Here is a 17,405-nt window from a genome sequence, read left to right on the forward strand (position 1 = left end):
TAGATTTTATTTCAACTTTTAACCATCTGGCACGATTGTTTAAACCAATTATACGTAATCTGAAGGCCTGCTTTCACATCGAAGGAAGGTAAATAGTTAATCAATGTCTTAGCCTTCTCTATACTGGCGAGCGAATCTTTAACATCTCCAGCCCGTTCTGGATTATAGATGACATTTAATGATACTCCTGCTATGTCGGATATGTAGGACCATAATTCTTTAAGAGACGTTCTTTCACCAAAAGCGACATTTATTACTTCATGCCCTGTAGTTCGCCTATTATAAAAAAATGATTTGATGTTGGCCTGTATCACATTTTCAATAAAAGTAAAATCTCTGGTATGTTCACCGTCTCCGTTAAAAACCGGCGATTGATTCTCTAAAGCCGCTTTCATGAAAAGAGGAATAACAGCAGCATACGCTCCTGAGGGATCTTGCTTAGGGCCAAAGACATTAAAGTACCTAAGGCCAACAAGATCTAGATGATAAAGATTGGAAAATACACCCGCGTAAAGCTCATTTACATATTTGGTTATCGCATACGGCGAAAGCGGCTTGCCTATTACATCTTCCACTTTGGGTAGTGCTTTACTATCACCATAGGTTGAAGAAGAAGCAGCGTAAACCAGTCGTTTGATGTTATTTTCTTTGGCTGCAACAAGCATATTGAGAAAGCCTGAAACATTTACATCGTTAGTTGTGATTGGGTCACCTATTGATCTTGGAACGGAACCCAGAGCCGCCTGATGGGAAATGTAATCAATTCCTTCGCATGCTTTTTTACACGTTTCAAGATTCCGGATATCTCCTTCAATGAATTCAAAAGTTGGATTTTCTATAAACTCTTCTATGTTCTTATAAAAACCGTTAGATAAGTTATCTAATACCCTGACCTTACCTGCGTTGTACTTTAAAAGATATTCAACTAAATTGGAACCAATGAATCCTGCACCGCCTGTTATTAAAAAGGAATATTTCTCTAAGGAATCAGAATGATATAGTGTATCAAACATAATTATTGGGGGTATAGATTTACAGTCGGGAGTCAATTAGTTCATTTGGAAATATTCCCTTCACATCATAAATGACAGAGGTTTCTTTAATTAAATTTCTTATCGGGAGATCTGTGAATTCCTTGTGAGCTACAGCCGCTATAATAGCATCAAACTTTAAGTTCGATGGAGCTTTCTTACTACAATCGACATCATACTCGTTCTTCACCTCTATAGGATCTGCCCATGGATCATGTATAGCTACGTTTACTCCATACTCCCGAAGTTTCAACACAATATCTATAACTTTTGTATTTCGAACGTCAGGGCAGTTTTCTTTGAAGGTAAATCCGAGAATGAGGATATCGCTATTATAAACCTGAATTCGCTTCCTAACCATAAGTTTGATAACCTCATCACCTATATATGATCCCATTCCATCATTAATCCGTCTACCCGCAAGAATTATCTCTGGATGATACCCAACTTCCTGCGCCTTTTGTGCCAGATAGTACGGATCTACACCAATACAATGCCCCCCAACCAAACCAGGAAAGAATTTGAGAAAGTTCCATTTGGTTCCTGCGGCTTTTAAAACTTCATGGGTGTCTATGTTCAACCGGCCAAATATCTTAGATAGCTCATTTACAAAGGCAATATTAATATCACGTTGGGAATTCTCAATCACCTTAGCCGCCTCTGCAACGCGAATACTTGGAGCTTTATAGGTTCCGGCAATTATTATACTCTTGTATAGCTGATCTATTTCTTCAGCAACTTTGGGTGTAGAACCAGAGGTTACCTTTAGTATTTTACTTACCGAATGCTCTTTATCTCCTGGATTTATTCGCTCCGGAGAGTATCCCACGAAAAAGTCTTCATTAAATTTCAGTCCCGACACTTTTTCAAGAATTGGAACACACTCGTCTTCAGTGACACCGGGATATACCGTCGATTCATAGACAACAATATCACCCCTTTTTAAGACCTTCGCAACGGATTCGCTCGCTTTGTATAAAGGCGTTAAAATAGGGCGATTATTCTTGTCAGTTGGTGTAGGAACCGTTACGATGAATACATTGCAGTCCTTAATGTCTTCGAGCTTGCTTGTACAAACTAAACAATTAATACGTTTGGCATTGGGATCAAACAGAACTTGCCTTAGCTGCTCCTGATTAATCTCCAGAGTACTATCTATTGCCATCTTTAGTTCATCGATTCGGCAGTTATTTATATCAAATCCAACACAAGAATACTTTTTGCCAAACTCTACGGCTAATGGTAATCCAACATAACCTAATCCAATTATTCCTATTCTATATTCTATCACTTGAGATTATTCTATTTAAAATTAATCCTGTAGAAAAAAATAACACTGTAATTCCCACAAATAAAAACACTCCAATTACAATAGCTTTTACTTTGCTAAGCCTGTCTTTTTCAAGTGGATAAACTGGGTAGTTTATTACCTGAATTAAAGGTGTTTCCTGACGAAGGGACAATTTGGCTAACTCCAAGTTTTGAAGTAGCTGAGAAAGAATCACCTTATTTGCTTCTGCATTAAAACGTGACCTCTCAGCGGGTGCACGCAGAATTTGACGAGCGGGGTTTAAATTGGGAGTCGCATCAGATACTTCAGCAGTCGCATAAATTGCTCCATTCAATATATTACGTATTGAATCTGTTTGAAATTGAAGAACAGATAAATTTTCAAGGGCTTTTTTTGTTTTCGTTTGAACGTAAAAATCATTCACATTACTTACTATTTGGTCATTGAAAGCTTTAGCAAAAATTTCATCGTGAGACTTTACCTCTACTTTTATGATATTGAGTTTCCTGTCCGGATTATTAACTGTCAGATAACTGGAATTTATTGTTTTGGCAATATCCCCAAGCACACTATCGCGCAAACGAAGATTGTGCGATTCTGACTTTAAATCAAACTTTAAGTTAGCTAACTTAGGGTCATCCTTCCATGAGGAGCGAATACCGTTGAAATCCAAATATCTTTCAATCAATAGTTCATTCTTCCCATCAATTACAACTTCGCTTAATAATGTTCTTACTATCATGCTTCGGGACTTATACAATTCGATAATATTTTCCTGTTGAAAAATACCACCACCCTGTGCCATATTGATACCCGCTAACCCAGCAATACCTCCAAGTTGCCCAAGCACACCACTTTTGTTATTCCCTTCTTCAAGGACAAAGGTTGTTTCCGCTGTATAAATAATTCTTTTAGAATTAGCGTAAAAGAACCCTAATAACCCGCCTGTCAATCCAATAATTAAAATAATAATCCATTTGGTCAAAATGAATTCAATCCATTTATGAATTCCTATTACAAGTTCCTTAATCGATAATTCATCTTTCGGTGAATCTTGTATTTCAATTGGCTCTACCATATTAACTATTCAGCTGATTTTGAAAGGATTATCATGATAAACAACTATCTAACTAGATTTAAAATAATTACAGCCAAGGAAGCCAAACCACTTGAAATTCCTACGATTTCAGCAGCTGTTAAAGGCCTCTTATCCTCTTTCTGAGGAACAAAAAGCTCCGCACCTGGTTCAATTGCCGGATAATTATTAAAGAAAAACATTTTTGAGGTACTTTGCACAGCGCCATTAGCATAAATTACATAGGAGCGTCTTTTCAAAGATTTATTGGAAAAGCCCCCTCCCTGCGAAATATAATGCTTAAAACCCCTTCCCTGACTAAAAATAGTAGTAACAGGATATAATACTTCTCCATTGACTTTTACAGTTTGTAATTGCTTAGGAATTCTCAAGACATCGCCTTCTTCGAGTATCAAATCGGCTTGAGAACCCGGATTTTCAATTATTTTATCAAGTTTTATACCTACATAAACATTTTTTAATAATTCATCCTGCACTTTAGTGCCAACTGTGTCCTTTACATTTTTCTGTAAACGTTGAAGCTTAGCTATTTTATTTTTCTCTTCTTCATTCTGATCAACAGCATTTTTACTATCGGTTTTTGCCGGCCCTTCACGCTTCAATGATGCACCTTTTGCATAACCAAGTGCAGTTAAACCACCAGCGCGTCTTAGCAGGTCCGATACCCGTTCGTCCTTATTTACAATCGTATACATACCGGGATATAATACTTCACCTTCAACCTTAACCTGGCGCTGAACCTCATAACCAATAGAACTTCTCACCGAAATAATATCAAAGGGTTGTAATTCAAATTTAGGCTTTGAGAAATTCAAATCCTTGTCAATATCGATCTGAAAAACCTGAGCGATAATTGCATCAGCTGCCGTTAAATTACTATTTTTAACCCGTCTGGAGATTTCTACCCGCTGGGCAGTTGCAGCCTCTGTAAGTCCACCTGCCTTGAGAACTAACTCTTCCAAAGTCATTTTTTCTGCAAATTCAAAGGTGCCGGGTATACGTACTTCCCCGTCTATAGTCACTTTGTACTCTTCTTTGAGATCGAATATGGATGAAACACTAATAATGTCCTCCCTAAGTAAGGAAATATCCTTTACGGTTCCGTTCAGTATTCCAGCAAGATCAACAGAAATTAACTCTGTTTGATTGTCCGGCTTTAATCGCGTGATATATGCTCTTTGCCTGAAGGCATCTTCCTTCAGACCTTCTGCTTTCTTAACTAATTGAGAAAGTGTTAAACCTTGTTCCAGCTCATAAGCTCCGGGACGAAAAACAGCACCATCAATATTCACACGATTGACAAAGCGTTCCAGTACACGATCCACAAAATATTTATCCCCAGTATTTGGTATATAGTCTGAAAATTTATCTGAACTGATATCAGCTATCTTCCGCTCAATTTCTGTATTCTTTAACACCTTTACCCTAGCCCTGAATGCATTCTCAGTAAAATCACCTGCAAAATTTAAAAGCTCTTTAAAAGACTCTCCTGAGCGTAATTCAAATATTCCGGGACGTTTTATCTCCCCAACAATTTCTATGCGCGATTCATACACCGGCACGCGAATAATATCCTGATCCTGTAATCTTAAATTATCAGCCATTTCCCCTTTCATCAGGAAATCATAAATATCAAGGGTCGCTATTTTCTTCCCTCCACGTATCAATTCGATCGATCTGAAGGAACCATTCTCCGTTGGTCCACCAGAAGAATATAAGGCATTGAATACATTAGCCAGGGATGGAAGTGTATAAGTTCCTGGCTTAACAATCTCTCCGGTAAGTATAACTTTAATGCTTCGTATGTTTCCTATAGCTATATTGAGGCTAGTGCTTCCATTACGCAGACCACTATAAACTGTTGATAAACGAGAACGGATTCTTGAAGTTGCTGCCTCAATAGTCAGTCCGGCAACAGGAATGATACCCACATATTCGACATTGATATTCCCTTCTGGACTTACTTTAAGATTATAAGAAGCCTCTGAGTTGCCATAAATATCAATCAGCAATTCATCATTAGGACCGATTACATAATTCTTCGGAGTGGCAATACTCAGATTGGGCTCAAATGTTAATTTAGAATTTTTGAAAAGATCTGCACCGAATATTTTTGACCGAAGCTCATTCAAAGCTTTTTCAGCTTCTGTTTCCGGATCTCTTTGATTTGACAAACTATCGGTTTCATAGTTGAGCTGCCTTCCATCTGCAATGGTTTTAGACTGAACTTTATTAGGGTCTGCCTGACCAGATTTTTGTTTATCACTATTCTTTAGTTTATCAACCCGTTCCCTTAATTTCTTGATCTCTTCTGGACGCATTCCGCGGGCCTGGGCCATTTGCTCCAATTGAGCATCACCCATCCCGCTTGCCTCTGCCTGACGCATAAATGACCTCACCTGATCATCGCTCAATTCATCAACACGGATATTGTTCAGGTTTTGTGGATTTACCTGTGTAAAAGCAGGAATACTTATACTTATCAGGACAAGGAGAGCCAAAAGGCTAAATATTCTCGTAAAATGAGATGAGTATTGAGTATTGAGTATTGAGTATTGAGTATTGAGCAGAATCATAAATAGATTACAGTTTTACTTGTTGTAGATTATAGATTAATAATTACAAATATTGTTTAAAATTCTTAATATGATAATTAGCTAACTTTTAACGCCTAACTTTAAATCTAACCTATTTGCGCAAAGCTAAATATTCTTCTCTTTATATGAGACCTAATTTCGGGTATTTTTGTTATCGGTTGTAATCCCAATGGAGGCCTAAGAAGTTTTTACATTATATTGTCTAATACCGTGATTCAATAAGTTCCCTCATTTCATTCGGGATGACAGGTTTCACTCAATGCTTCATCTATCTCAATAATTCTTACTCAAAATAATTTAAGGTATTAAAGCCTCCAATTTTCAGATACTCATCTTTCTTCATCAGATGAAGGTCAGAAAGCACCATTTCTTTGACCAGGGCAGCAAGGTCATATTTCGGCTTCCAGCCAAGTTTGGTATTTGATTTTGTCGGATCACCAATCAATAAATCTACTTCTGTTGGCCTGAAATACTTCGGATCCACTTTTACTACAGTAGTCCCCGGCTTTAAGCTTTCCGCTTTAAGCTTTAAGCTTTCTACCTTAGCCTCATCAATATCAATAATAACACCTCTTTCCTGTTCATCTTTCCCACTAAACTCGACTTCAATTCCTAATTCAGCAAAACTCATTTTTACAAAATCACGAACCGTTGTGGTTACCCCCGTCGCAATTACAAAATCTTCTGCTTTATCCTGTTGCAAAATCAGCCACATGGCCTCCACATAATCTTTAGCATGCCCCCAGTCACGCTGCGCTGACAGGTTACCCAGGTATAAACAGTTCTGCATACCTAATGCTATTTTAGCAGCTGCCATAGTAATTTTACGAGTCACAAAAGTTTCTCCCCTAACCGGGCTTTCATGATTGAATAATATTCCATTGCAAGCAAACAGATTGTAGGCTTCACGATAATTAACAGTAATCCAATAGGCATACATTTTCGCAACCGCGTAAGGAGAACGTGGATAAAATGGGGTCTTTTCATTTTGAGGCATTTCCTGCACCAAGCCATATAATTCGGAAGTAGAGGCCTGATATATCTTAGTCTTTTTTTCTAAACCAAGGATTCTTATAGCCTCAAGAATACGTAAGGTACCAAGACCATCCGCGTTTGCTGTATACTCTGGAGTTTCAAAACTCACCTGCACATGACTCATAGCAGCCAGGTTATATATCTCATCCGGTTGTGTTTCCTGAATGATACGAATTAGATTGGTTGAATCTGTTAGATCTCCATAGTGAAGCTTCAACCTTAAATTACTTTCATGAGGATCCTGGTACAAATGATCGATCCTATCAGTATTAATTAATGAACTTCTTCTCTTAATACCATGCACAAAATACCCCTTATTTAACAGGAATTCTGTCAAATAAGCTCCATCTTGACCGGTAATGCCGGTAATTAGTGCTGTCTTCATGGAAAGAGTATTGAGTATTGAGTATTGGGTATTGAGATACCAGGTAATAATCCGGAAAATCTTGTTTCAATTGATATTTTTACTTGATTCATAATTATACGAATTTAATTAAAATCAGATTAACAGACATCCCTAAAACGGCCCCGCCCTATGAGTCACAATTTAGGCAATTACACTTATTTCCTGATTTTCAAATCTCCAAATTACCAAATCTTCAAATCGATCTGGGTACGGCTCCGCCCTTTCAGTCACATTTTCATTTTGCGACATCTAATATAGTTTAACCCGAACTCAAATAATATTTAAACCACATAGAAACATAGAATTGATCTGTGTTTCTCCTCTCTAAAGACGCATAGAGTCTTGAAGCTCCGCCTCAATCTATGTGTACTTTAAACCATATATGAACAAACTATGTGGTTAAATATTAACTGTCTTTATTTATGAAAACCAGGTACCTTTTAAGAAACCTGCAATTTCTCTACAATATTTTTTCTCAGATCAACTTTTACCTGTAAACCCAGATCTTCTAAAAGCAAAAGCGCATAATTCCCTTTACTCTCCAATACCTCTGCTTCTTTATCCATCAATGCCCCGGAACGTATTCTGATCCTATCACTCACATTCAGATTCTCTGCTATAATAGTATCATGATCATATTGCATCAACCAACTTTTCAACAGATCCATTTCCTTCGACCTTATTATCGCTGGTTTCCCGCAGTGATAAACGTAACGAACTATCCCAGGGACTGAAAAAACCGTATCTCTATCCTTATCCTCAAGCCTTACAAAGCAATAAGATCTGAACAAAGGCTCCTCCACCCATTTCCATCGGTCGCTCCAAAGTTTTTTTCTTCTTAAAAGCGGGCAATAAACTTCAATACCCGACAGTGCCAATTTATCTGCAACGGCCTTTTCATTGCGTGATTTGGTATAGAGCACGTACCAATTCATACTAAATGATCAAATATTAAAACCATCTCTTTATTGTGCTTCTGCACATAAACCTCTGCATCTTCCTCTTCAAAAACCAAATAGCGTATTTTTCTGCCAAGGAGAGGTTCTGCCTTTTCTACCAGGTTACTCAGATAATTCCGGTCAATATTGTCACCAATAATCATCAGATCAATGATATCTGAATCCAGTCCACGTGCTATCATACCTTCAAGATAAACGCGTTGTACGTTTCCCAATCGGTCGATAACCTTTTCGATTACTTCTTCTACACCTATAAACTTTCTGATAATGCTATTTAGATCCTTGAACAAGGGATGAAGGGTATTTGCACGATATAGTTTCTTATTACCATCTGATTCAGCCAGCAATAGCCCGGCTTTCTCAAAACGATTAAGCTCCTGCCTTATACCATTGGTACTCTCGTTAAACTCAGCTTCAAGGCTTCTTAAATACCCCTGATTGTTGATGTTTAAAAAGAATTTAAGCAATAACTTAATTCTCGTTTTAGATGTTATCAGACTTTCGAGCATAATATTGAGTATAATTAGTACTCATTATATAACTCAAAAGTAGAACATATTTTTAAAAAAGCAAGAAAAATTTGACAATTCGCTATCTGATATCAGTTATCTGAGAAATCCTACGTGTTAATTAATACCTTTTTCAAAATGTTTAATATTCTATGAAGAAAAGCACCTAAGTGGAATTATCCTTGCAATATCTTTAAACCCTCTCCGCCCAGGGCGGAGGGCCAAGATGATCCTGGAATCAACGGCTCCGTAATAAGGGTGAGGCCCTAAAAATGCTTGAACCACTCCATCAATATTATACATTAGAATCTTCAAATAAAGCACCCAAGAAAAGGCAAATAAATCCTGCTTTAGCAATATTTAGTGCTCATGGTGATGAGATTCTTCGTCGCTACCCATTTTTAATAAATATCGAAAATCAGTTGGCTCCTCTGAATGACAGTCGGTACAAAATGCTCAATACTCAAATAGACAAATTTAATGTTTGTGACTGACGAAATCTACTTCCTAATCGCCTAAGTGATTTAAGTCCTTCTACCATCGACAAATCGACAAATAAACCCGGAATTCAACTGGGACTAAAATTACAAACTGAAGCTCCCTACCCATTTTCAAATTTGCTCATTTTCAAATTTTCAAATCTCCTCTAATCCTCCCTCACCACGTACAAATTCCTTCTCCCCGATTTGGAAAATGTAAGTTTTCCATCATCATTGAGTTTCTTGAGTGCAGTTGAAATTTCTGAAGAATCAACCTGAACACCGTAACTAACTGCAAGCTCTTCAACAACTGATTCTACAAATCGTGGGGTACTGAAAAATCCTGTTTCATATAGCTTATTGATTCTTAAAGTTGTTAAGGCCCTGTTTCGCCTCGCAGGAGGTAATTCATAGCGGGGTTTAAGTTCAATCTCAATATCAAACAGTTCGGATGGTTTTAATTCCAGAGCCTGGCAGATCGCAATACAATGACTGACATAAGTATTCCCTCCGTTCTCTATTGAAGAAAGCGTATTGATACTCAGTCCGGTCATTAAAGATACATCATCAAGGCTATAGCCCTTCTCTTTACGGTATTTCCTGATCTTTTCTCCAATCTGCTTTGCAGAATTATCGTCCACGTATTTTCCCACATAACAAATTGAGGAATCAGATATAATAATATTTTACAAACTATTTTGTAATAAATTTGTGTATGTCTTTCCATATACATACTTTTATTATACCAAAAATTTTAGCAGAAATATGGACTCTAAACCTAAAAGAGAAAATACTAATGAAACTGCCATTCGCAGTCTTCATTACTTCTGTACTGCCTATTCCTTTTGTTCCAGTAATGTACAACTCAACCGTGCACTCAGCACCGTTATCTGTGGTAGCTATACAGATATGAATTATTCAGACAGGGCGTGCCTGTTTGATTACCTTTTGGCTCTGGAAGATTTACTGCCTGCTTTGTATGAATTGCAGGAGCATTTGAACAGAACTGAAACGGATGAAGAGAATGCGGGTATTTACAAGGATGAGGTTTCTGCTAAGGACATGTATGCTTCGTTTAAGAGGCATCCGGAGTGATTGCGGCTTTCGCCGCAATGACAGGGGCTTTCGCCGCAATGACAGGGGCGTACGCCTGAACGACAGGCAGCAAAGCAGCTAAGATATTACTACTGACGCTAATCCCGATCCGCCCTTCGCGGGAGGGAACTTAGTGAGAATAAGCTAAATTTTGCTACTGATGGCGATTTCCTTCACTGCGTTCAGGATGACAGGTTGCAAGCCGACTAAGATATAACTACTGAGCTAAATGACCCGGTGGCTGCTGTCATCCCGGTGATCCCAACGATCCCGACTAAGGCTGGGACGGGACAATCTATTTATAAACTAATAAAACCAATTAAATGAAACCTGCATGAGCTTACCGCTCACAAACCGGAATGAATAAGCTCATGCAAGCTTCATAACCATTAAAAAACAAACTATATACTGATGAAAAAAACGATACAATTCATCGTCCTGGCCGCGCTTTGCTTTTTTTTAAGCAGCGCCGCACGGGCACAAACCACCGCCCTGAAGATCGGGGATCAGGTTCCGGATATCAGCATTAACAATATTATAAATTACAAAAGCAGTAGTGTAAAACTCTCCGATTTTAAGGGGAAGTTACTGATTTTGGATTTCTGGGCTACCTGGTGCGGGGCATGCCTCAATGCTATGCCTTTAACAGACAGTCTGCAGCAGGCTTTTGATGGAAAAATTCAATTTTTCCCTGTCACCTACCAGACTGAAAAGGAAGTGCGCCAGACTATTCAAAAAATAGAGCAAAGTAAAGGAATTCGAATTTTTACGGCCCTTGAAAATAAGGAACTCAGCCGATTGTTCCCCCATACTACACTTCCGCATTATGTATGGATAGGCCCGGATGGAACATTAAAAGCCATTACCGGAACCGAAGCGCTGAATGCCGAAAATATCCGCGCTTTGCTTTCTCAAAATGAAGTAATGCTGAGGGAGAAAAAAGATATCCGAATACCCTATAATACCAAAGAGCCTCTTTTTGTGAATAATAATGGAGGAGATGGGCTTAATATCCAGTACCGTACTGTTTTTAGCGGCTATGTGGAAGGCCTTCGCTCGGGGACAAACAGTTATAAGGCGGATACTGGCAGTACTTTTCGCATGACTACCCTTAACCAGCCGCTGATCAACTTGTACAGGCTCGCTTACAGCGATCAGGGCTTCCTGCCCACCAACCGTATTGTTGTATCGGTAGCAGACAGTACCCTGATCAAATCCAGAAAGACAGGAGCTGAATACCTCGACTGGCTGAAAGATCGGGGATATTGCTATGAGCTGACCGTTCCGCTTTCTATGGAGAAGCAGGTATTTGAGATCATGCAGGCAGATATGCGAAGGCTTTTCCCACAGTATTCGGCCAATATGAAGGAACAGGATAGCCCCTGCCTGGCTTTGGTCAGAACATCCCTTACTGATAAATTAAAAAGTAAGGGTGGCAGGTCATATACAGAATTCAATGCTTTCGGCTGTACTCTTCAGAATTTTCCTCTTCAGCGCCTGATCGATCAACTGAACGTGCGCTATATGCAGGGAATACCTACCCCTGTGGTGGATCAAACCGGCTATACCGAATGGGTAGACCTGCAGATCAATGCACCTCTCAATTCCATTGTTGAAATGAACAGGGAACTGGCCAGATATGACCTGCAACTGGTGGAGAAAATAATTCCTGTAGAGAAACTGGTAATCAGGGATCAAAGGCAGATAGGGTTTTGAACATTGTCTGGGGACACAAGGCTGACAGGGTTCAAAAACCCTGTCAGCCTTATACCTAATAAAAAACATCCCGCACCTGCGGGAAAAAACACATGAACATGAAAAAAATTATAGTTTATAGTATTCTCATGCTGATTACCGCACTAAGCTGTGCGGCTCAGATCCGGATCAATGGCAGGGTGCTCACTGCCGATGGAGAGCCATTAATAGGAGCAACCGTAAAAATTAAAGATCATGCAACAGCGGTTCTCGCCGGCGATGAAGGTAAGTTCAGCATAGCAGTCAACAGCTCTGAACTGAGTTTGATTATTTCCTATATCGGATATAGAACCGCTGAAAGGAAACTCATACTGCCCTTAACAGAAGAACTGATCATCAGGCTGGATAGAGAATCGGGGAGCCTGGCTGAAGTACTGGTATCAACCGGCTACCAGACTCTGGCCCGAGAACGTGCTTCAGGTTCTTTTGTTCAGGTGGATAAGCAGCAGCTCAACCGCAGGGTAAGTACAGATGTTTTAAGCAGGCTGGAAGATATGGTGCCGGGATTGACGCTGAACAGGAAAGGAGCCAGTCAGATCAGTATCAGGGGGCAGAGTACGCTTTATTCGAATGCTGAACCTCTCATTGTGATCGATAATTTTCCTTATGAAGGGGATCTGGCAAATATTAACCCGAATGATGTAGAAAGCATCACTATTCTTAAAGATGCTGCAGCCGCCTCGATCTGGGGCGCCCGTGCAGGAAATGGCGTTATTGTGATCACTACCAGCAAAGGCAGGTTTCAGCAGCCAACAAAACTGTCCTTCAATTCCAATATAACGGCGGGCAATAAACCCGATCTGTTCTATCAGCCAAGAATCTCATCGGCCGATTTTATTGGGATTGAGCAGATGCTTTTTAACAAAGGATATTACCTATCAGCAGAATCTTCTCTGAATAAAGCACCATTAACACCCGTGGTAGATCTGCTCATCGCCAAACGCGATGGACTGATCCCAGCTGCTGAGGCTGATTCCAGGATAGAGGCTTTGAAGAATATAGATGTCCGCAGGGATATTGATCGCTACATATACCGTAATTCCCTCAACCAGCAACATTCATTAAACCTGAGTGGTGGAACGGAAAACCAGACCTTTTTTGTATCAGCCGGTTATGACCGAAACCTGCAAAGTCTGGTGGCAAACAGTTACGACAGACTTTCGCTCAATGGCTCCAATACCTACCGTTTTTTAAAACAGAAGCTTCAGCTGACGACCGGAATTTACTATATCCAAAGTAAACAGTCTTTGAACAATTCCGGACCGGGTAGTATGATGATGGATATCGGTAGTCCCATGTACCCCTATGCCAGGCTGGCCGATGATCAGGGAAATCCATTGTCTGTGATCAGGGATTATAGAGCAGGCTATCTTCAAAGTGCAGCAGTGCAGGTTCCTGAACTGCTGGACTGGACCTACAATCCGATAAGGGAGATCGAACTGGGGGATAACAAGAACAGCGGTGTAGATTATCGCATTAACGCAAACCTTCAGTACAAACTTCCCGCCGGCTTCGATGCTTCACTCCTCTACCAATATGGAAGAACCACTGATAACAGCCGGAACCTTCAGAGTATCGACACTTATTATACCCGGAACCTGATCAATTCCCTGACATCGGCAGGCAGTCCGGGAGCCCTGATTCGACCTGTTCCTGTCGGAGGTATTCTGGATTTGAATACCATGAATGCGCAAAGCCATAATCTCAGGGCTCAGCTGAACTATAACCGGATATGGAAAGAGCAGCACCGTATCAGCGCCTTAGCCGGTGCTGAAGTTCAGGACAGAAGTATGATCAGCAATTCATCCCGTCTGTACGGCTATGACGATCTTCATGCCAGTTCGCTGCCTGTTGATCATATTACACCCTTTACCACGTTATTCAATCCGACCCAGACTTCCACCATACCAGCCGCCGGACAAATGAGCGAACTGACAGACCGCTACCTGTCATGGTATATGAACGGGGCCTATACCTTTAAGAACAGGTACACTCTTACAGCCAGCGGACGTTTTGATAAATCGAACCTTTTTGGGGTACGCACTAATCAAAAAGGAGTACCATTATGGTCCGCCGGCTTAGCTTATAACATCAGTGATGAAAGCTTTTACAAGTTTTCATATTTGCCCTATCTTAAGCTCAGACTCAGCTATGGTTATAACGGGAATGTGAACCGTTCTTTGTCGGCTTATACAACCGCCCGATACGTCTCCGCAGCTTTTCTTACCTCGATTCCTTATGCATCCGTCAGTAATCCTCCTAATCCGGAATTGCGCTGGGAACGTATCAATATGGTCAATGCCGGTATTGATTTTTCTTCGGCAGGAAATGTTCTTAGCGGTAGTATTGATTTTTTCAGGAAGAAAGGCTTTGACCTGATCGGCGAAACACCCTTTCCGCCTTCTTCAGGCATTACCCGTTTCCGGGGCAATACGGCCAGCATCCGTGGGAGCGGTATAGATATTGCTTTGAACAGCAAGAATATTGACGGTAAATTCAAATGGTACAGCCATGCTGTATTCGGGTTAGCCCGTGATGTGGTGACCGATTATCGCTTCACTTCTTCTGCTATAAGTTATGCTCAGGGTTCAGACGGACTTCCCTTTCCTGGAAACCCCATTTACGGCCTGTACAGTTATCGCTGGGGTGGATTATCCACTTCCGGCAATCCACAGGGATATATAGGTGGAGTTTTAAGCACAGATTATGCACAGATCATTTCAAAAACTGTCGCGCAGGAACTGGTATTTCATGGAGCATCACGGCCTGTTTATTCAGGTGCCTTAAGAAATACCCTGGAATGGAAAGGCTTTAGCTTATCCGCTAATATCAGTTACCGGCTGGGCTATTATTTCAGGAGGCCATCGGTCAATTATACTTCTTTGCTCCGGGGGATCTACAGTCATGGTGATTATGCTTTTCGATGGCAGAAATCCGGAGATGAACAATTTACTTCCATACCTTCAATCCCGGCAGCTGTGAACAGCAATCGCGATCAGCTCTACCTGTATTCTGAGGCATTGGTTGAAAAAGGCGATCATATCCGCTTGCAGGATATCAATTTAAGCTATGAGCTTACCAGGTCAAAATTTCCGAAACTACCCTTTTCCAATGCAAGGCTGTATATCTATGCCAATAATCTGGGCTTGATGTGGCAAGCCAATAAGTCCGGATTAGACCCGGATTATCAATCCGGCCCGCCACCACGAACCATAGCCGCAGGCCTAATAGTAGATTTTAAATAAATAAATTTTAAATGTACCTCCATCCATCCCCCCTCTCCCTTGGATAGGGGCCGGGGGTGAGGCCCAAAACATAAAACCATGAACAATCTAAATCTATCAAAACTTCTGCTGCTGTTCCTAAGCTTTATCCTGATTTCCTGTGATAAAGAATACTTTGAAAAGATTAATGATAAATCCCTGCTGGTACCCTCAACCCTCGCAGATTTTCAGGCCCTGCTGGATGATAACAGAAATGTAATGAACCTGAGTCCCTGGATAGGGGAGATCAGTTCTGATAATTTCTATGCGGCTGATGCAGGATATCTGGCTTGGAATACCGAGCTGGAACGGTCGGCCTATACCTGGTCCACCAACCCGGATGCAACAGGAAACGTGTCTGACTGGAATACTGCTTACCGGCAGATATTTAATACCAACATCGTACTTGATGGGCTGCAGGAAGTAAAAGGAAGGGCTACGGAAACCGAGATCAGGAACATTCGTGGCAGCGCCTTGTTCTACCGTGGCTATGCCTTATACAATCTGTCACAGATTTTCGCTGCTCCTTATGATGTGGCTACCGCAAACAGCGACCCCGGTATTCCCGTACGTTTAAGTGCGGATGTTAATCTTCGGCCCGGGAGGGGTACACTTGCTGATACCTATCAGCAAATATTGAAAGATATAAAGGAAGCAGCCGAATTACTTCCCCAGCAAGTGGCTTATAAAACCAGGCCATCTCAGGCAGCCGCCTTTGCACTGCTGGCCAGGATTACACTCAGTATGCGTAACTATGAAGAGGCCTTTAAATATGCTGAACAATGCCTTGCAGTGCGTAATACCCTGATCGATTATAATACCCTGAACTTAAGTGCTACCAGGGCATTTCCGGTACTCCTGCCAAACGGAAATGCTGAGGTGATTTACTATTCAATTATGTCTCCGCTTTCTTTCTTTTCATCCTCTCTAACCTATGTGGATAGCCTGCTGTACAAGAGCTATACGGCAAATGATCTGCGTAAAAATGCATTCTTCTTAAACAGAGGAGCTAATAAATTTTCTTTCAGGGGTAGTTATACCGGCAGAACTGAATTGTTCTCAGGAATGGCAACAGATGAGCTGTATCTGATCCGTGCAGAATGCCTTGCAAGAAAAGGTAACACACAGGCTGCATTGGTTGATCTCAATACGCTTCTTTCCAAACGATGGAAGAGCGGCACCTATGTCCCCATGACGGCTTCATCCGCAGATAATGCGTTAAATCTGGTGCTGACTGAACGAAGAAAGGAGCTGTTGATCAGGGGATTGAGATGGAGCGACCTGAGAAGATTGAATACTGACTCCCGCTTTGCAGTGACACTACAACGGAAAATAAATAATCAGACTTATACCCTGCCAGCCCAGGACAAGCGGTATGTATTACTGATCCCTGATCAGGAAGTTGCAGCTACCGGCATTGCCCAGAATCCGAGGTAATCCTTGAAAACAAAAAAGAAACTCCGCCAGACAACGGAGTTTCTTTTTTCTAAGGTAAGATTGGGAACTTATTGCGGTAAATACACGCCGTTGTCAGAAGTAATCACCATTCCGATGGTACTCTGATTTGGGTCCTGAGGAAAGGTTGCCTTACAAACTTCGCTTGAAGGTTCACAGGCATACTCTGCTTCAGTTGCAGGAGTTACAAGGATCCAGGAACCATCGCTTAAGCGGGCGTACTCCTGATCTAAATTCCTGCTGGCTACTTCCTGTGAACCCAGTGCGAATATTAGACCAACTGCTGCGGCTATTAGGCCAAAATTTACTTTTTTCATGTTTAATTGTTTTTTAATCCCGCCTGTGCAGGAAATATAATTGCCTACTCTGTTATTCAGGTTTTCGGCTTCTCCATTTTGATCGCTTTTTACCATTGATCATATAAATGAAATCAA

The 17,405-nt window shown here is 40.8% G+C and carries 14 protein-coding genes; 5 read left to right on the plus strand and 9 right to left on the minus strand.

From position 1 onward, the window contains the following. Positions 1-11 precede the first annotated feature (11 nt). The 7 genes from Q8M41_RS10535 to Q8M41_RS10565 all read right to left on the minus strand — a co-directional run bounded on the left by Q8M41_RS10535 (position 12) and on the right by Q8M41_RS10565 (position 8,924). Entirely contained in the window at positions 12-1,013 is a 1,002-nt protein-coding gene (locus Q8M41_RS10535) for an SDR family oxidoreductase (RefSeq protein WP_305365231.1), read from the minus strand. A 19-nt stretch (positions 1,014-1,032) separates the two neighbouring features. Then, a complete protein-coding gene (locus Q8M41_RS10540; protein WP_305365232.1) occupies positions 1,033-2,322 on the minus strand; it encodes a nucleotide sugar dehydrogenase in 1,290 nt (429 codons plus the stop codon). Beyond that, positions 2,309-3,400, minus strand: a complete 1,092-nt coding sequence (locus Q8M41_RS10545) for a lipopolysaccharide biosynthesis protein (RefSeq protein ID WP_305365233.1) — start codon at positions 3,398-3,400, stop codon at positions 2,309-2,311. Before Q8M41_RS10545 ends, Q8M41_RS10540 begins: the two co-directional genes overlap by 14 nt. 44 nt (positions 3,401-3,444) lie before the next feature. After that, positions 3,445-5,994, minus strand: coding sequence for an SLBB domain-containing protein (locus tag Q8M41_RS10550; RefSeq protein WP_305365234.1), 2,550 nt, complete (start codon positions 5,992-5,994; stop codon positions 3,445-3,447). Between the two features lie 304 nt (positions 5,995-6,298). Beyond that, positions 6,299-7,435, minus strand: a complete 1,137-nt coding sequence (gene gmd / locus Q8M41_RS10555) for a GDP-mannose 4,6-dehydratase (protein WP_305365235.1) — start codon at positions 7,433-7,435, stop codon at positions 6,299-6,301. A gap of 461 nt (positions 7,436-7,896) precedes the next feature. Next, the gene (locus Q8M41_RS10560; RefSeq protein WP_305365236.1) at positions 7,897-8,391 is read right to left on the minus strand and encodes a UpxY family transcription antiterminator; all 495 of its coding nucleotides are present in this window, start codon (positions 8,389-8,391) and stop codon (positions 7,897-7,899) included. Next, positions 8,388-8,924 (minus strand): nucleotidyltransferase domain-containing protein, encoded by a 537-nt coding sequence (locus Q8M41_RS10565; protein WP_305365237.1) that lies wholly within the window; start codon positions 8,922-8,924, stop codon positions 8,388-8,390. The genes Q8M41_RS10560 and Q8M41_RS10565 overlap by 4 nt, the downstream gene beginning before the upstream one ends. Before the next feature lie 272 nt (positions 8,925-9,196). Between Q8M41_RS10565 and Q8M41_RS10570 the strand changes: the two genes are divergently transcribed. Next, positions 9,197-9,418, plus strand: a complete 222-nt coding sequence (locus Q8M41_RS10570; RefSeq protein WP_305365238.1) for a hypothetical protein — start codon at positions 9,197-9,199, stop codon at positions 9,416-9,418. 152 nt (positions 9,419-9,570) lie between these two features. Here the strand turns inward: Q8M41_RS10570 and Q8M41_RS10575 are convergent, their stop codons facing one another. Next, positions 9,571-10,056 (minus strand): helix-turn-helix domain-containing protein, encoded by a 486-nt coding sequence (locus Q8M41_RS10575; protein WP_305365239.1) that lies wholly within the window; start codon positions 10,054-10,056, stop codon positions 9,571-9,573. Between the two features lie 112 nt (positions 10,057-10,168). Here Q8M41_RS10575 and Q8M41_RS10580 point away from each other — a divergent pair, with 112 nt between their 5' ends. The 4 genes from Q8M41_RS10580 (at position 10,169) to Q8M41_RS10595 (ending at position 16,953) form a co-directional block, all read left to right on the plus strand. Then, the gene (locus tag Q8M41_RS10580; RefSeq protein ID WP_305365240.1) at positions 10,169-10,498 is read left to right on the plus strand and encodes a hypothetical protein; all 330 of its coding nucleotides are present in this window, start codon (positions 10,169-10,171) and stop codon (positions 10,496-10,498) included. Positions 10,499-10,909: 411 nt separating this feature from the next. Further along, the gene (locus Q8M41_RS10585) at positions 10,910-12,214 is read left to right on the plus strand and encodes a TlpA disulfide reductase family protein (RefSeq protein WP_305365241.1); all 1,305 of its coding nucleotides are present in this window, start codon (positions 10,910-10,912) and stop codon (positions 12,212-12,214) included. A 98-nt stretch (positions 12,215-12,312) separates the two neighbouring features. Then, positions 12,313-15,498 carry a SusC/RagA family TonB-linked outer membrane protein gene (locus tag Q8M41_RS10590; protein ID WP_305365242.1) on the plus strand — a complete coding sequence of 1,062 codons (3,186 nt, stop codon included), beginning with the start codon at positions 12,313-12,315 and terminating at the stop codon, positions 15,496-15,498. A gap of 78 nt (positions 15,499-15,576) precedes the next feature. Beyond that, positions 15,577-16,953, plus strand: coding sequence for a RagB/SusD family nutrient uptake outer membrane protein (locus Q8M41_RS10595; RefSeq protein ID WP_305365243.1), 1,377 nt, complete (start codon positions 15,577-15,579; stop codon positions 16,951-16,953). Between the two features lie 68 nt (positions 16,954-17,021). Here the strand turns inward: Q8M41_RS10595 and Q8M41_RS10600 are convergent, their stop codons facing one another. Beyond that, positions 17,022-17,384 carry a hypothetical protein gene (locus tag Q8M41_RS10600; RefSeq protein WP_305365244.1) on the minus strand — a complete coding sequence of 121 codons (363 nt, stop codon included), beginning with the start codon at positions 17,382-17,384 and terminating at the stop codon, positions 17,022-17,024. Positions 17,385-17,405 lie beyond the last annotated feature (21 nt).

The organism is Daejeonella sp., from assembly GCF_030684675.1.
Lineage (GTDB): Bacteria > Bacteroidota > Bacteroidia > Sphingobacteriales > Sphingobacteriaceae > Daejeonella.

Bases quoted from the DNA above. Each gene is read 5' to 3' on its own strand.
- Q8M41_RS10535 (WP_305365231.1), bottom strand. From the start codon at position 1,013: ATGTTTGATACACTATATCATTCTGATTCCTTAGAGAAATATTCCTTT.
- Q8M41_RS10545 (WP_305365233.1), bottom strand. From the start codon at position 3,400: ATGGTAGAGCCAATTGAAATACAAGATTCACCGAAAGATGAATTATCG.
- Q8M41_RS10550 (WP_305365234.1), bottom strand. From the start codon at position 5,994: ATGATTCTGCTCAATACTCAATACTCAATACTCAATACTCAATACTCA.
- gmd (WP_305365235.1), bottom strand. From the start codon at position 7,435: ATGAAGACAGCACTAATTACCGGCATTACCGGTCAAGATGGAGCTTAT.
- Q8M41_RS10560 (WP_305365236.1), bottom strand. From the start codon at position 8,391: ATGAATTGGTACGTGCTCTATACCAAATCACGCAATGAAAAGGCCGTT.
- Q8M41_RS10565 (WP_305365237.1), bottom strand. From the start codon at position 8,924: ATGCTCGAAAGTCTGATAACATCTAAAACGAGAATTAAGTTATTGCTT.
- Q8M41_RS10570 (WP_305365238.1), top strand. From the start codon at position 9,197: ATGCTTGAACCACTCCATCAATATTATACATTAGAATCTTCAAATAAA.
- Q8M41_RS10580 (WP_305365240.1), top strand. From the start codon at position 10,169: ATGGACTCTAAACCTAAAAGAGAAAATACTAATGAAACTGCCATTCGC.
- Q8M41_RS10585 (WP_305365241.1), top strand. From the start codon at position 10,910: ATGAAAAAAACGATACAATTCATCGTCCTGGCCGCGCTTTGCTTTTTT.
- Q8M41_RS10590 (WP_305365242.1), top strand. From the start codon at position 12,313: ATGAAAAAAATTATAGTTTATAGTATTCTCATGCTGATTACCGCACTA.
- Q8M41_RS10595 (WP_305365243.1), top strand. From the start codon at position 15,577: ATGAACAATCTAAATCTATCAAAACTTCTGCTGCTGTTCCTAAGCTTT.
- Q8M41_RS10600 (WP_305365244.1), bottom strand. From the start codon at position 17,384: ATGGTAAAAAGCGATCAAAATGGAGAAGCCGAAAACCTGAATAACAGA.